The sequence below is a fragment of the Microbacterium sp. MMO-113 genome (assembly GCF_037148555.1).
In the GTDB taxonomy this organism is placed as follows: Bacteria; Actinomycetota; Actinomycetes; order Actinomycetales; family Microbacteriaceae; genus Microbacterium.
In genome coordinates this window covers 197,450-210,491 of record NZ_JBBCTD010000003.1, presented here as the reverse complement: position 1 = coordinate 210,491, position 13,042 = coordinate 197,450, and the positions used below count along the sequence as shown (strand labels likewise).

Genomic DNA, 13,042 nt, shown 5'->3' with positions numbered 1-13,042 from the left:
GGCGCATGGGGACAGAATTGCGTCATCTGATGGCATCAGCGGTGGAGGCGGCGCGATTGCACGCCGGAGTGTCGTTCATGGAGCTCGCCGAGCAGGCCGGGATCGCCCCTGCCACCCTGGCCGACCTCCTCGAGGAGCGTGCGGATTTCACGATGGAGGATGTCGCGGGGATCGCGATGGTCCTCGGCGTCCCCGTCACGCGCTTGCTCCCCTGCGCGCCCTGAGGAGAGGCCCGTTCGTGCCACGGGCGGCCGGGACGCGATGAAGTAGCGTGGGCGCATGAAGACCGTTTCCTTCGGATCGACGACCGCTCCGGCCCTGATCGCCGGGATGATGCGCATAGACAGCCTCGATGACGAGCAGATCCGCGCGCTGTACACGACCGCACGCGACGCCGGGATCGACTTCTTCGACCACGCGGACATCTACGGCGGCCAGATGCACCACTGCGAGGCGCGCTTCGCGGATGCCCTGCAGCTCGGCGGCGCGGAGCGGGACGAGATCGTGCTGCAGACCAAGTGCGGCATCGTGCCGGCGCAGGGCATGTTCGACTTCTCCTACGACCACATCGTCGGACAGGTGGAAGGCTCGCTCGCAGCCCTCCGCACCGACCACATCGATGTGCTCCTGCTGCACCGGCCGGATGCGCTCGTCGAGCCGGACGAGGTGGCTCGTGCCTTCGACCACCTCGAGTCCTCCGGCAAGGTCCGGGCGTTCGGGGTGTCGAACCACACGCCCTCGCAGATCGAGCTGTTGAAGACCGCGGTGCGGCAGCCCCTGGTCGCGAACCAGCTGCAGCTGTCCCTCACGCACGCGCCGATCATCGCGCAGCCGGTGGCCGCGAACATGGCCGGGCACGATCAGAGCATCGGGCGCGACGGCGGTGGCATCGTGGACTACTGCCGGATCCACGGCATCACCATGCAGGCCTGGTCGCCCTACCAGAGCGGTTTCGGCGGCGGCGTCTTCCTCGGACACCCGGACTACCCCGAGCTCAACGCGGTGATCGAGCGTCTGGCCGGAATCCATGGAGTGACACCGACCTCGATCGCCACCGCCTGGATCACCCGGCACCCCGCCGGGATGCAGGTCGTGCTCGGCACCACGACGCCGCACCGCGTGCAGGAGGCGGCAGCCGGGGTGGACCTCGTGCTCACCCGGGCCGAGTGGTACGAGCTCTTCCGCGCCGCCGGACACCTGCTGCCGTGAGGTCGCGGTTCCGGTCTCCGCGTCGTCTACCCTGAACCCATGCCGTTCCTGTTCTCGCTTCTGGTCATCGCGCTGATGATCGGTGCGCTGATCGACATCATCACGCGCGACGACTCCCAGGTGAAGTATCTGCCGAAGATGGTCTGGATCATCATCGTGATCCTCCTGCCGCTGATCGGCAGCGCGCTGTGGTTCGCGATCGGCCGCGAGTACGGGGAGGGTGGTGTCCGGCTTCCGCGGATGCGGCGCGCCGAGCGCCCGACCGCCCCGACGGCCACGGTCGCACGCCCCGCGCCGCCGGTCGACGTCCGCTCCACCGAGCAGCAGATCGCGGACCTCGACCGCGAGATCGAGGAGTGGCGGCTCCGCGAGGAGATCGAGAAGCGGCGTCGGGAACGGGGAGACGACGCTCTTCCTTCGTCCTAGCCGCCGAGCGGTCCGGCCTGCCAGGATGCCGTCATGAGCATCCTCGTGAACGTCGACAACTTCGCCCTCGCCGAGACCCACCGCATGATGCGCGACCTCCAGAAGGAGGCCGGGGGTGTGGATCGGTTCCTGCATAACAGAGCTCCGGCCGCGATCGACCGGCAGACCGTGATCCGGCTGAACCGGGACACCCTGTACAGCTTCGCGGTCCTCGACATCAGGGAGGGCGCGACGTTCACCATCCCGGAGCACGGCGACCGCTACCTCTCGGCGATGGTCGTCGACGAGAACCACTACGTCGATGCGATCTTCCACGAGGCGGGCGAGCACACGCTGACGGTGGCGCAGTTCGGGACGCCGTACGTCGTGCTGGCCGTGCGCATCCTCGTGGACCCGGCGGACCCGGCGGACGTGGCGGAGGTGGGGGCCCTGCAGGACCGCATCGCGCTGCGCAGCGGGTCGGCCACGCCGTTCGCGATGCCGGACTACGACACCGTCAGCCTCGACGAGACCCGCCAGGCGCTGCTCGCGCTGGCGCGGAACCTGCGCGGCTTCGACCGCATGTTCGGCAGCGAGGACGAGGTCGACCCGGTGCGGCACCTCATCGGCACGGCGGCGGGCTGGGGCGGGCTGCCGTCATCCGAGGCGAGTTACATCGGCGTCGATCCGCGTCTGCCGGTGGGCCGGTACGAGCTCACGGTCGGCGAGGTGCCGGTCGACGGCTTCTGGTCGATCTCGGTGTACAACGCCGACGGCTTCTTCGAGCCGAACGATCGCGAGGCCTACACGATCAACGACATCACCGGCGTCCGCAACGACGACGGCACGATCACCGTCCGCTTCGGCGACCATCCGGAGGGCGTGCCGAACGTGCTGCCGATCACGGAGGGCTGGAACTACCTCGTCCGCCTCTATCGACCCCGCCCCGAGGTCTTCGACGGGACCTGGACGTTCCCGACGCTCCGGGAATCGGACTGACGAGCTCTGCGCCCGCCGGGTCGCGCCGCGTGCGTCCGGGCGTTCGCGTCGGCGGCGGCGAAGGAGGCGCGGACGGCCTCCTCGAGGTCCGGGTAGCGGAAGGTGAAGCCGGCGGCGGTGAGCTTCTCGGGGAGGACCCAGCGGCTCTTGAGCACGAGCTCGGTCTCGGTGCGGATGCCGATGGCGCCAAGCTCGAGCATCCAGCGCGGCATCGGCGGGCCGACCTGCGCCCCCAGCACGCGGCGCACGGTGGCCATGAAGGCGGCGTTGTCGACGGGGTGCGGTGAGGCGGCGTTGACCGGCCCGTCCAGAGCGGGGGACTCTTCGAGGAACTCGATGATGCGCGCCACATCCTCGATGTGGATCCAGCTGAAGCGCTGTCGCCCGCGACGGGCGCCGGGAAGGTGCGCGGTGCCGGCGGCGCGGCGCGCGGGACCGACCGGCCAGAACCCGTCGTACTGGGGGCCGCCGAGGCCCAGACGTGCGAGGGTGCGCAGCGGTTCCAGCACCCCGCCGTCGCCGAGGACGATGGCGGTGCGGAGGGCCACGCGGCGGGTGCCGGGGAGCGCCTCGGCGAAGAGGGCACGCTCCCACGCCTTGGCGACCTCGACCGAGAAGCCCGTGCCGATCTCGCCGGAGGACTCCGTCATCGGCCGGTCTTCCGCGTGCCGGTAGATCGTGGCCGTCGAGGAGTTGATCCACAGCGGCGGCGGGGTGGCCGCGCGGGAGATGGCGCGGCTCAGGACCGCGGTCGTGTCCAGGCGGGAGCGGAAGATCTCGGCACGGTTGCGCGGCGTGTAGCGGCAGTTCACGCTCTTGCCCGCGAGGCCGATCACGAGCGAGGCCCCGTCGACGGCGGCGTCGATGCCGTCCTGATCGCTCCAGGTGAGGTCGCTTCCCGAACGGGAGATCGTGACGACCTCGCGGCCGGCGTCCTGGAGACGGGCCGTGAGGAAGCGCCCCATGAATCCTGTGGCCCCGCCGATGACCACCCGGTCCGTGCTCATGCGCTGTCGTCCTTCCGATCGGGTTCGAGGGCGTAATCGAAATCGCCCCGGTACTCGTAGAGGCGGCCGAGGAGCGGGGCGTCGACCGTCAGGCGCACCCGCTGGCGACCGGCCTCGTCGTCCCAGCGCTCGACGAGCCGGACCACGGGAGCCACGATCCGCGGGATGCGGAGCCGGAAGCGCCCGAGGCGGATGCCCACCGCGAGACTGGTCAGGTGCAGGGCGCCCGCGCGGGGCTCCACGGTGAAGCAGGCCACGACCAGCCCGGGCTCGCCGAGCTCGTCGACGATGCGGCCGTGCCGCGTCGGCGCGACGGCGTCGCGCATCACCCATGGCCCGCTCGCGAACCGGAAGGTGCGCTCGGCGATCGCGCGGGAGGCGATGGTCCGGTTCTCGATGCGGAAGGGCACGTCGCGCTCCCAGCGGGCGGCGATCACCCCGCGCCGCTCGAGGCGGCGGAGGAGCGGCCAGAGCACGCGGCGCGGCGTGCCGACGCGCTGGAACGTGCCTTCGCCGACGCCGACCATCCCGTCCGGGACCGCCTGGAAGTAGGTCCGGAGCCGGGGATGAAGCTCGGCGAGGCGCTCGCCGAGGGCCCTCGCGTACGGGGACTGCGGCACGGGCGTCACGGTTCGAGCCTAGCCCTCGGGGACGCTGTCCCGACCCGCGCCGTCCGCCGGGCGGAGCAGACGGTCGAGGAGGGCGAGGGCCTCGTGCTGCGGAGCCGTGTCATCCAGGAGCCACTGGGTCTGCAGGCCGTCCGAAGCGGCGACGACGAGGGCGGCGACCGCGAGAGGATCGACGTCGGCCCGGATGCGCCCGTCCGTCTGCTGCTCGCGGACCGTCTCGGCGATGTCGGCCCGCAGGCGGGCGAAGCGCTCGGTCGCGAAGGCGCGGGCGGCGGGATGGCCCTCCTCGAGCGCGCTGGCGACAAGCATGGAGTACAGCTGCACCAGACCGGGGACCTCGCGGTTGGCCCTGGCCGACCGGATCATCCCCTCGACGGGGTTCGCGGGTTCCGGCTCGGTCTTGCGTCCCGGGGCGTTGCTCTCCACGTACACCGCGACGAGCAGCTCCTCCAGCGACCCGAAGTAGTGGGTGAGGGCGGCATGCGTCACCCCCACCTCCTTCGCGATCGCCCGCAGGCTCGTGCGGTCGGCGCCGCGGGCCGCGAAGACCTCGATCGCGCGGTCCAGGATCTCCTGGCGGCGGGCGATGCCCTTGGCGTACGCCCCGCGGGGACGCGGGCGTCCGGAGTCGTCGGAGGATGCGGCGGGCATATCCCGAGTCTACCGACTAGAAACTTCCACTTGGAGGTATTCGGTGCTAGCGTGCCTGCAGGGCGCGCGACGCCCTCCTGTCACCGACGACCGAGGAGCACGACCGATGACGATCCAGACCTCTCTGCAGCTGTTCACGATCCGCGAGCAGCTGGAGGCCGACCTCGAGGGCACGCTCGCCGCGGTGGCGGCGCGTGGGTTCACCGCGGTCGAGCCCTACGACTTCGTGCGGCGCGCGGAGGCCATGGCCGCCGCGGTGTCGGCCGCGGGACTGACCGCCCCCTCCGGGCACGCGTTCCTGGCCACGCCGACCTTCGTGCGCCCTGACGGCTCCGGCACCACGGCTCCCGTCCCGCCGCCCGCCGAGGTCTTCGCGGCCGCGAAGACGCTCGGGATGGACACGGTGATCGATCCCTACACCGAGCCGGCGCGCTGGGAATCGGTCGACCAGATCGTCGAGACCGCGCGGCTGCTCAACGAAGCGGCGGAGATCGGCACCGAGGCGGGTGTGCGGGTCGGCTATCACAACCACGCGCACGAGCTGGAGGCCGTGTTCGACGGGGTGACCGGGTTGGAGTTCCTCGCGGAGCACCTCGACGAGCGCGTCGTGCTGGAGGTCGACCTGTACTGGGTCGCCCGCGGCGGCGTCGATCCGGTGGCCCTCGTGGAGCGCCTGGGCGAGCGCGTGATCGCGGTGCACGCGAAGGACGGCACGCTCGACCCCGCGCTGCTCGATGCCTACCCGCCGGCGGATCAGGTGCCCGCGGGCGACGGGGCCGTGCCGCTCCGGGAGGCCATCGCCGCCGCGTCCGCGCTCGAGCTCGCCATCGTGGAGTTCGACCATTACGACGGCGATCTGTTCGACGCCATCGAGCGCAGCCGGGTCTTCCTCGACGCCGAGGCGGCGCACTGATGGTGCGCGGGGGCGGAGTCGTCGGCGTCGGCCTCATCGGCGCGGGCAACATCAGCGACCAGTACCTGCAGAACCTCACGCGCTTCCCGGACGTGGAGGTGCGGGCGATCGGCGACCTCGTCGAGGAGCGGGCGCGCGCGCAGGCCGCGGCGTACGGCGTACCGCGGGCCGGGGGCGTCGAGGTCGTGCTCGACGATCCCGACATCGACATCGTCGTGAACCTCACGATCCCCGCCGCGCACGTCGCCGTCTCGGAGGCGATCGTCGCCGCCGGGAAGCACGTGTGGACCGAGAAGCCGCTCGGCGTGGACCGCGAGGAGGCGCGACGCCTGCTGGAGACGGCCGCAGCGGCCGGACTCCGTGTCGGCGTCGCGCCCGACACCGTCCTCGGCCCCGGTGTGCAGACCGCGAAGCGCGCGATCGCGCGCGGCGACATCGGCCGTCCGCTGTTCGGCCAGACGACCTTCCAGTGGCAGGGGCCGGAGATCTTCCACCCGAACCCCGCATTCCTCTACGCGAAGGGGGCGGGGCCGCTCCTCGACATGGGGCCGTACTACGTCTCGACCCTGGTCCACGTCTTCGGGCCGGTGGCCGCCGTGGCCGCCCTCGGGCTGCAGGGGTCGCCGACCCGCCGCGTGCAGGTCGGCGACCGCGCCGGGGAGGAGTTCCCGGTCGAGATCCCGTCCACGCTCAGCGTCCTGATGGACTTCGAAGGCGGCGGTCAGGCGCAGAGCCTCTACAGCACGGACTCGCCGCTGGTGCGGCAGGGCATCGTGGAGATCACGGGAACCGAGGGCACCCTCGTCATCCCCGACCCGAACACGTTCGGCGGGCCGATCACGATCACCCGGCCGCTGTCCCGGCACTTCGTGCCGCCGGAGCCGGTGGTGCAGGAGGTCGTCGATGTCGCGCCGGAGGGGGTGCTCGCGGGGCGCGGGCTCGGGCTGCTCGACATGGTGCGCGCGATCGCGGAGGACCGACCGCACGTCGCCACCGGCGACTTCGGGTACCACGTGCTCGACACGCTCCTCTCGATCGAGGAAGCCGCAGCGCGGCGCACGTTCGTGGAGGTCGCGAGCACGCTGGATCAGGTGGGCGCGCTGCCCGCCGACTTCGATCCCTTCGCGGCGACGTAGCGGTCCACGTTCGCGGGGGAGAGCACCTCGCGGGCGACCATGATCGCCGCCCCCAGCACCGCCGCGCGGTCGCCCGCCTGCGACTGCACGATCGCGAGGTGCTGGGTGGCGAGCGGGATCGAGCGGCGGTAGACGACCTCGCGGACACCGGCGAGCAGGTGCTCGCCCGCGCGGGCGATGCTGCCGCCGAGCACGATGATCGACGGGTTGAGCAGGTTCACGACCGTCGCGAGCACCTCGCCGACATCGCGACCCGCCTGGCGGGTGGCCTCGATGGCCGCCGCATTGCCGGCGCGGACGAGGTCGACGACGTCGGAGGCGCTGTGCACGTCGTGGCCTTCGGCGCGCAGCGCCACGGCGAGGGCCGAACCGCTCGCGAGGGCCTCGAGATCCCGTTCGTCGCCCGGCTCCCGCCCCGAGCCGGCGCTCATCGGCACCTGGACATGACCCATGTCGCCCGCCGACCCCTGGGCACCGCGCTGGAGCTGACCGCCGGCGATGATGCCGGCGCCGATGCCGGTCGAGACCTTCACGAACACGAGGTCGTCCACCCGTGGCCAGCTCGTGGCCTGCTCGCCGAGCGCGAGGATGTTCACGTCGTTGTCGACGAGGACGGGGACGTCGAACGTGCGCTGCACGTAGCCGGGGACGTCGAAGCGGTCCCAGCCCGGCATGATCGGCGGGTTCGTCGGGCGCCCCGTGGAGTGCTCGACGGGGCCGGGCACGCCGATGCCCACGCCCACGAGGGGAAGGCCGTCGGCGGTCGCGGCGAGCAGGGCCGTCCCCTCCGCGAGGATCGCGTCGAGCAGGGCCTCGGGGCCGTCGCCGATGTCGATGGTGCGGGTGCGCGCGACGAGGATCACGCCGGCGAGGTCGGCTACGGCAACGGTCGCGTGCGTGGCTCCGAGGTCGACGGCGAGGACGAGTCCGGCGCGCGGGTTGAACGCCACGCGGGCGGGAGGGCGGCCGCCGGTCGACACCGCTTCACCGGCGGGGCGGAGGAGGTCGGCGGCCAGCAGCGCGTCGACCCGGGAGGCGACGGTGGAGCGGGCGAGGCCGGTGAGGGCGGCGAGCTCCGCCTTGGTGCGCGCGTGTCCGTCACGGAGGATCTGGAAGATCTCGCCGGTCCCGGGGGAGGGCGCCGCGAGCGGTCTCAGCACGTCAACCATGGCGTCAGTAAAGCACAGCACTTCTCGCAGTCGGTTGTGCGACTTCGGTTTCGTTACAAACAACTTTTGACGAGGTGCTAGCAAAAGTAGGTACGGCTGTGTCAGACTCACCGGCATGACAACGGATGTCACTGACACCGGTCTCGGGACGATCCGAACCGGGATCCTCGGCGGGGGCTTCATGGCCCGCGTGCACCGCACGGCCGCCCGAGACGCGGGCGGCGCGCTGCGCGCCGTCGCCACCCGATCCGCCCAGGGAGCCAGGGACGCCGCGCAGATGCTCGGAGCCGAACGCGCCGCGCACGACGCGGATGACCTGCTCGCCGCGGATGACATCGACGTCGTCCACATCTGCACCCCGAACGCGACGCATGCCGACCTCGCCCTGCGGGCGCTGCGTGCCGGCAAGCACGTCGTGTGCGAGAAACCGCTCGCGACCACCGCCGCGGACGCCGCGATGCTCGCCCGGGCCGCCGAGGAGACCGGCCTCGTCGCCGCCGTCCCCTTCGTCTACCGCTACCACCCGATGGTGCGCGAGGCCCGGGCCCGCGTCGCCCGCGGCGAGGCCGGCGACCTCCTCACGCTCGACTGCTCCTACCTGCAGGACTGGATGCTGCGGCCCACCGACGACGACTGGCGCGTGCGATCCTCGTCCGGCGGCGCCTCCCGGGCGTTCGCCGACATCGGCTCGCACCTGTGCGACCTGCTCGAGTTCGTCACGGGAGACCGCATCCGCGCGCTGAGCGCCCGCACCCGCCGGGTCTTCGCCGAGCGGGCCGGGCAGGCCGTCGACACGGAGGACATCGTCGCCGTGCTCGTCGAGACCACGGCGGGGGCCCTCGGCACGCTGCTCATCTCCCAGATGGCGGCCGGCCGGAAGAACGCCCTCACCCTGGAGCTGCACGGCACGCGGCAGAGTCTGCGGTTCGAGCAGGAACGGCCGGAGGAGCTCTGGGTCGGCATGCGCGAGGAGTCGCGGCTGCTGCTGCGCGACCCCGCCACGGCCGACCCGGAGTCCGCCCGGTTGCAGCGCGTCCCGGCCGGGCATGCCATGGGGTATCAGGACGCCTTCAACGGCTTCGTCGCCGACGTCTACGCCGCGATCGCGGGCGAGGTCCCTGACGGACTGCCGACGTTCGCCGACGGCCACCGCGCCGCCGTGCTGACCGCGGCGGTGCTCGATTCCGCCGCCCACCAGGGCCGCTGGACGGAGGTGCCGGCATGACCGTGACGACCACGCAGCCCGTGCTGCAGGTGGCGGGGATCCGCAAGGCGTTCTTCGGCGTCGAGGTGCTGAAGGGCATCGACTTCGACGTGCGGCCCGGGGAGGTGCACGGCCTCGTCGGCGAGAACGGCGCGGGCAAGTCCACCCTCATGAAGATCATCGCGGGCGTGCAGCCGGCCGACGAGGGGACGATCACGTACCGTGGCGCGGAAGTGCGCCACGCGCACCCGCGGCAGGCGATGGACGCCGGCATCGTCACGGTGTTCCAAGAGTTCACCCTGCTCCCGGAGCGCACGGTCGCGCAGAACGTCTATCTCGGCCGGGAGCCGCGGCGCGCGGGGCTCATCGACGTCCGGGCCATGAACGTGCGTACCGGGGAGCTGCTGAGCGACCTCGGCGTCTCCTTCATCGATCCGCAGTCCCGGGTGGGCTCGCTGACGGTGGCCGAGCAGCAGATCGTCGAGATCGTGAAGGCGCTGTCGTTCGACGCGCAGGTGATCTCGATGGACGAGCCGACCGCCGCCCTCAGCGACCGCGAGGTGGAGCTGCTGTACGCGATCATCCGCCGGCTCACGTCCCGAGGGGTTGCCGTCATCTACGTGTCGCACCGGCTGAAGGAGATCTTCGACCTCTGCGACCGCATCACGATCCTGAAGGACGGCGCCCTCGTCTCCACGGACGAGACCGCGGCGCTGACCACCGACGAGCTCGTGCGCCGGATGGTGGGGCGGTCGATCCAGTCGTATTTCCCTGACCCGGTGGCCGGCACCGCAGTCGGCGCGCCCCGACTCGAACTCGACGGCTGCGGGAACGCCTACGTGGACGGGGTGTCGCTGACGCTCCGTGCGGGGGAGATCGTCGGGGTGGCCGGGCTCCAGGGGTCGGGGCGCACCGAGCTGGTGGAGGGCGTGTTCGGCATCCAGGCCTTCACCCGCGGCGCCGTGCGGATCGACGGGAAGCCGGTGCGGATCGGCGGACCACGCGCGGCTGTGCGCGCCGGACTCGCCCTCGTCTCCGAGGACCGCAAGGCGCAGGGGCTCGCGCTGGGGCAGTCGATCCTCGACAACGCCCTGCTCGTGGTGCGGAACGTGTTCGCGGGACGCACCGCCGCGTCGCGCCGGGAGGTGCCGGGGGTGCTCCGCACACTGGAGGTGTCCTCGCGCGGTCTCGACCAGGAGGTGCGCTTCCTGTCCGGCGGCAACCAGCAGAAGGTGGTGCTGGCGAAGTGGTTGCTCACCCAGCCGCAGATCGTGCTCTTCGACGAGCCGACCCGGGGCATCGACGTGGGGGCCAAGTACGCCGTCTACCAGCTCATGCGCGAGCTGGCGGCACAGGGGAAGGCCGTGCTCATGGTCTCGAGCGAGCTCCCGGAGGTCATCGGCATGAGCGACCGCATCCTCGTCATGCACGACGGCGAACTCGTCGCCGAGCTGCCGGCCGGTGCGGCCGAGCACGAGATCCTCGCGGCGGCCACCGGCGCCGACCGCGGTCCTTCGACGAACGGGGGTGCGCGATGAGCCGCCGCACCGGAGCCCGTCTCCGCATCGACTCGACCGTCATCGTGCTCGGCATCCTGCTGCTCGCGCTCGTGGTCGGCGCGATCCTCGTCGCCACGGTCGGTCGCAACTTCCTCAGCCCGGGGAACATCCGCGACATCCTGACCGGGATGAGCGTGCTCGGCCTCGTGGCCATCGGGCAGACGCTCGTGGTGCTCGGGGCCTCGCTCGACCTGTCGGTCACCTACGTCATCAGCCTGTCGAGCCTGCTCGCGGCGACGATGATGGCCGGGAACGCGGGGAACATCCCGCTCGCGGTGATCGTGACGCTCCTCGTGTGCGCGGGGATCGGGCTCGTGAACGGGCTCATCGTGACCGTGCTCAAGGTCAACGGCTTCATCGCGACGCTCGGCGTCGGGCTGATCCTCCAGGGCATCCTCAACACGAACTTCGAAGGCTCGGCGGGCGAGGTCCCGTGGGCGTTCCAGCTCATCGGCGCGACCGGCGTCGGACCGATCCCGGTGTCCACGCTCATCATGATCGCGCTCGCCGTGCTGGTCTGGGTGCTGCTGAACCGCACCCGTACCGGCGCCCATCTCTACGCAGTCGGCGGCGACCCCGAGATCGCGCGGCTCAGCGGTGTGCGCACCCGCCTCCCGCTGATCTGGGCGCACGTGCTGTGCTCCGTGTTCGCGGGCCTCGCCGGACTCCTGCTCGCCAGCCGTCTCGGCGTCGGCAGCCCGACGGTCGGTCAGCAGGGTGGCTACGCGCTGCTCTCCATCGCCGCGGTCGTGCTCGGCGGCACCCTGCTCCTCGGCGGACGCGGCTCGATCTGGGGCACCATCGGCGGCGTCGCCATCCTCGCCGTCGTCGACAACGTCATGAGCGTGCTGCAGGTGAATCCCTTCCTCAAGGACGTGGTACGCGGCATCGTCATCGTCGCCGCGGTCGCCGTCTACAGCCGCCGGGCCATCGTGCGGCGTCGTCCCCGCTTCGGCGCCGGCGGCACGCGCACCGGGGGAGACGACGCCGCGAAGGCGGCCGAAGCCGACATGGCGGTCGCGGCCGCCGAGCTCGCGGATCCGACCACCGAGGTCGCCGCCGTCGACAGCGCCGGGGATACCGCCTCCGTGCGGGAAGGAGGACGCTCATGAACGCGCTGCGCACGCTCGTCAGCCCCCGCGGGGCGGTCTTCCTGCTGCTCGTGATCCTGCTCGTCGCGGTCGCCGTGCTCAACCCGAGCTTCGCCGAGCCCGGGCAGTTCATGCGGTACCTGCAGCGCGTCGCCCCCATCGCGATCGTCGCGATCGGGCAGTACTTCGTGATCATCGCGGGGGAGTTCGACCTCTCCCAGGGATCGCTCATCACGGCGCAGGTCATCATCGCCGGCAACCTCGTCGGCCAGGACGACGCCCGCACCCTCCCTGTCCTGCTGCTCATGATCGTGTTCGGTGTGGTCGTCGGGCTCGTGAACGGCGTCCTCACGACGCTGCTCAAGGTGCCGTCGTTCATCGTGACGCTGGGCATGATGCTCGCCCTGCTCGGCGGCGTGATGTGGTGGACGGGCGGCGCGGCCACGGGGAACCCGGCCGACAGCTTCCGGGAGATCGGTCGCGGCGGGATCCGCGACCTCCCCGTGCTGGAGTTCCTGCCCTGGGCCGTCCTTTTGCTCGCCGCCTGGCTCGCCCTCGGCATCGTCATCACCACGCGCCCGCTGGGCAAGACCCTCATCGCGATCGGCGACAACGCCCGCGCGGTGGACTACGCCGGTGCCCGCCGGGCCTGGGTCACGACCCGCGCGTTCGTGCTGTCCTCCCTCTCCGCCACCCTCTCCGCCGTCCTGCTCGTCGGGTACGCGGGGGTGCACCCGTCCGTCGGCCGCGGCTACGAGTTCACCGCGATCACCGCGGTGGTGCTCGGCGGCGTCGTGCTCGGCGGAGGACGAGGGTGGATCGTCGGCGCCGTGGCCGGAGCGTTCGCGCTGGAAGCGCTGTTCCTGCTCCTGAACATCGCGGGCGTGCCCTCCACGCTCCGCGACGCCGTGCAGGGCGTCATCATCATCGCGGCCGTCGCCTATGCGGGGGTCGCCTTCCGAGCCCGCCGCCGGCGCGGTCCCCAGCCGACGGACGTCCCGACCGCGGGGACCGAGAACGCCGAGAACCGCACCACCGCATCAAGCCCTACAACCAGAGGAGATTAGCAA

General features: G+C 71.6%; 14 protein-coding genes. 10 read left to right on the top strand and 4 right to left on the bottom strand.

Annotation, left to right across the window (positions count from 1 at the left end):
• The first annotated feature begins 5 nt into the window (after positions 1-5).
• The 4 genes from WFJ36_RS11540 to WFJ36_RS11525 are packed head-to-tail and all read left to right on the top strand — an operon-like array spanning position 6 to position 2,613.
• The gene (locus WFJ36_RS11540) at positions 6-224 is read left to right on the top strand and encodes a helix-turn-helix domain-containing protein (protein WP_256209422.1); all 219 of its coding nucleotides are present in this window, start codon (positions 6-8) and stop codon (positions 222-224) included.
• A 55-nt stretch (positions 225-279) separates the two neighbouring features.
• Positions 280-1,209, top strand: coding sequence for an aldo/keto reductase (locus tag WFJ36_RS11535; RefSeq protein ID WP_336643318.1), 930 nt, complete (start codon positions 280-282; stop codon positions 1,207-1,209).
• 39 nt (positions 1,210-1,248) lie between these two features.
• On the top strand, positions 1,249-1,635 hold the full coding sequence (locus WFJ36_RS11530) for a PLDc N-terminal domain-containing protein (protein WP_071328795.1): 387 nt from the start codon (positions 1,249-1,251) through the stop codon (positions 1,633-1,635).
• A 33-nt stretch (positions 1,636-1,668) separates the two neighbouring features.
• Positions 1,669-2,613: a DUF1214 domain-containing protein gene (locus tag WFJ36_RS11525; RefSeq protein ID WP_071328794.1), complete on the top strand. Its 945-nt coding sequence runs from the start codon at positions 1,669-1,671 to the stop codon at positions 2,611-2,613.
• Here WFJ36_RS11525 and WFJ36_RS11520 read toward each other — a convergent pair.
• Genes WFJ36_RS11520 through WFJ36_RS11510 form a run of 3 tightly spaced genes read right to left on the bottom strand, consistent with a single transcriptional unit; the run spans position 2,547 to position 4,900 of the window.
• Positions 2,547-3,620, bottom strand: a complete 1,074-nt coding sequence (locus WFJ36_RS11520; protein WP_292790120.1) for an epimerase — start codon at positions 3,618-3,620, stop codon at positions 2,547-2,549. The two genes, WFJ36_RS11525 and WFJ36_RS11520, sit on opposite strands and share 67 nt — an antisense overlap.
• Complete coding sequence (locus tag WFJ36_RS11515) at positions 3,617-4,249, bottom strand: DUF4166 domain-containing protein (protein WP_292790118.1); 633 nt, start codon at positions 4,247-4,249, stop codon at positions 3,617-3,619. Before WFJ36_RS11515 ends, WFJ36_RS11520 begins: the two co-directional genes overlap by 4 nt.
• Positions 4,250-4,258: 9 nt before the next feature.
• A complete protein-coding gene (locus WFJ36_RS11510; protein ID WP_292790116.1) occupies positions 4,259-4,900 on the bottom strand; it encodes a TetR/AcrR family transcriptional regulator in 642 nt (213 codons plus the stop codon).
• A gap of 106 nt (positions 4,901-5,006) precedes the next feature.
• On the opposite strand from WFJ36_RS11510, the gene WFJ36_RS11505 reads away from it, so the two are divergent.
• On the top strand, positions 5,007-5,813 hold the full coding sequence (locus tag WFJ36_RS11505; protein ID WP_292790114.1) for a sugar phosphate isomerase/epimerase family protein: 807 nt from the start codon (positions 5,007-5,009) through the stop codon (positions 5,811-5,813).
• Positions 5,813-6,949, top strand: coding sequence for a Gfo/Idh/MocA family protein (locus WFJ36_RS11500; RefSeq protein WP_025105576.1), 1,137 nt, complete (start codon positions 5,813-5,815; stop codon positions 6,947-6,949). The genes WFJ36_RS11505 and WFJ36_RS11500 overlap by 1 nt, the downstream gene beginning before the upstream one ends.
• Here WFJ36_RS11500 and WFJ36_RS11495 read toward each other — a convergent pair.
• Positions 6,901-8,118 (bottom strand): ROK family transcriptional regulator, encoded by a 1,218-nt coding sequence (locus WFJ36_RS11495; protein WP_292790112.1) that lies wholly within the window; start codon positions 8,116-8,118, stop codon positions 6,901-6,903. The two genes, WFJ36_RS11500 and WFJ36_RS11495, sit on opposite strands and share 49 nt — an antisense overlap.
• Before the next feature lie 115 nt (positions 8,119-8,233).
• Here WFJ36_RS11495 and WFJ36_RS11490 point away from each other — a divergent pair, with 115 nt between their 5' ends.
• The 4 genes from WFJ36_RS11490 to WFJ36_RS11475 are packed head-to-tail and all read left to right on the top strand — an operon-like array spanning position 8,234 to position 13,039.
• Positions 8,234-9,343, top strand: coding sequence for a Gfo/Idh/MocA family protein (locus WFJ36_RS11490; protein ID WP_071328788.1), 1,110 nt, complete (start codon positions 8,234-8,236; stop codon positions 9,341-9,343).
• A complete protein-coding gene (locus tag WFJ36_RS11485; RefSeq protein WP_071328787.1) occupies positions 9,340-10,860 on the top strand; it encodes a sugar ABC transporter ATP-binding protein in 1,521 nt (506 codons plus the stop codon). Before WFJ36_RS11490 ends, WFJ36_RS11485 begins: the two co-directional genes overlap by 4 nt.
• Positions 10,857-11,993, top strand: coding sequence for an ABC transporter permease (locus WFJ36_RS11480; protein WP_025105580.1), 1,137 nt, complete (start codon positions 10,857-10,859; stop codon positions 11,991-11,993). Before WFJ36_RS11485 ends, WFJ36_RS11480 begins: the two co-directional genes overlap by 4 nt.
• Complete coding sequence (locus WFJ36_RS11475; protein WP_256209421.1) at positions 11,990-13,039, top strand: ABC transporter permease; 1,050 nt, start codon at positions 11,990-11,992, stop codon at positions 13,037-13,039. The genes WFJ36_RS11480 and WFJ36_RS11475 overlap by 4 nt, the downstream gene beginning before the upstream one ends.
• Positions 13,040-13,042: the final 3 nt, after the last annotated feature.

Bases quoted from the DNA above. Each gene is read 5' to 3' on its own strand.
- WFJ36_RS11520 (WP_292790120.1), bottom strand. From the start codon at position 3,620: ATGAGCACGGACCGGGTGGTCATCGGCGGGGCCACAGGATTCATGGGG.
- WFJ36_RS11500 (WP_025105576.1), top strand. From the start codon at position 5,813: ATGGTGCGCGGGGGCGGAGTCGTCGGCGTCGGCCTCATCGGCGCGGGC.
- WFJ36_RS11490 (WP_071328788.1), top strand. From the start codon at position 8,234: ATGACAACGGATGTCACTGACACCGGTCTCGGGACGATCCGAACCGGG.
- WFJ36_RS11485 (WP_071328787.1), top strand. From the start codon at position 9,340: ATGACCGTGACGACCACGCAGCCCGTGCTGCAGGTGGCGGGGATCCGC.
- WFJ36_RS11475 (WP_256209421.1), top strand. From the start codon at position 11,990: ATGAACGCGCTGCGCACGCTCGTCAGCCCCCGCGGGGCGGTCTTCCTG.
- WFJ36_RS11480 (WP_025105580.1), top strand. From the start codon at position 10,857: ATGAGCCGCCGCACCGGAGCCCGTCTCCGCATCGACTCGACCGTCATC.
- WFJ36_RS11540 (WP_256209422.1), top strand. From the start codon at position 6: ATGGGGACAGAATTGCGTCATCTGATGGCATCAGCGGTGGAGGCGGCG.
- WFJ36_RS11535 (WP_336643318.1), top strand. From the start codon at position 280: ATGAAGACCGTTTCCTTCGGATCGACGACCGCTCCGGCCCTGATCGCC.
- WFJ36_RS11525 (WP_071328794.1), top strand. From the start codon at position 1,669: ATGAGCATCCTCGTGAACGTCGACAACTTCGCCCTCGCCGAGACCCAC.
- WFJ36_RS11510 (WP_292790116.1), bottom strand. From the start codon at position 4,900: ATGCCCGCCGCATCCTCCGACGACTCCGGACGCCCGCGTCCCCGCGGG.
- WFJ36_RS11495 (WP_292790112.1), bottom strand. From the start codon at position 8,118: ATGGTTGACGTGCTGAGACCGCTCGCGGCGCCCTCCCCCGGGACCGGC.
- WFJ36_RS11530 (WP_071328795.1), top strand. From the start codon at position 1,249: ATGCCGTTCCTGTTCTCGCTTCTGGTCATCGCGCTGATGATCGGTGCG.
- WFJ36_RS11505 (WP_292790114.1), top strand. From the start codon at position 5,007: ATGACGATCCAGACCTCTCTGCAGCTGTTCACGATCCGCGAGCAGCTG.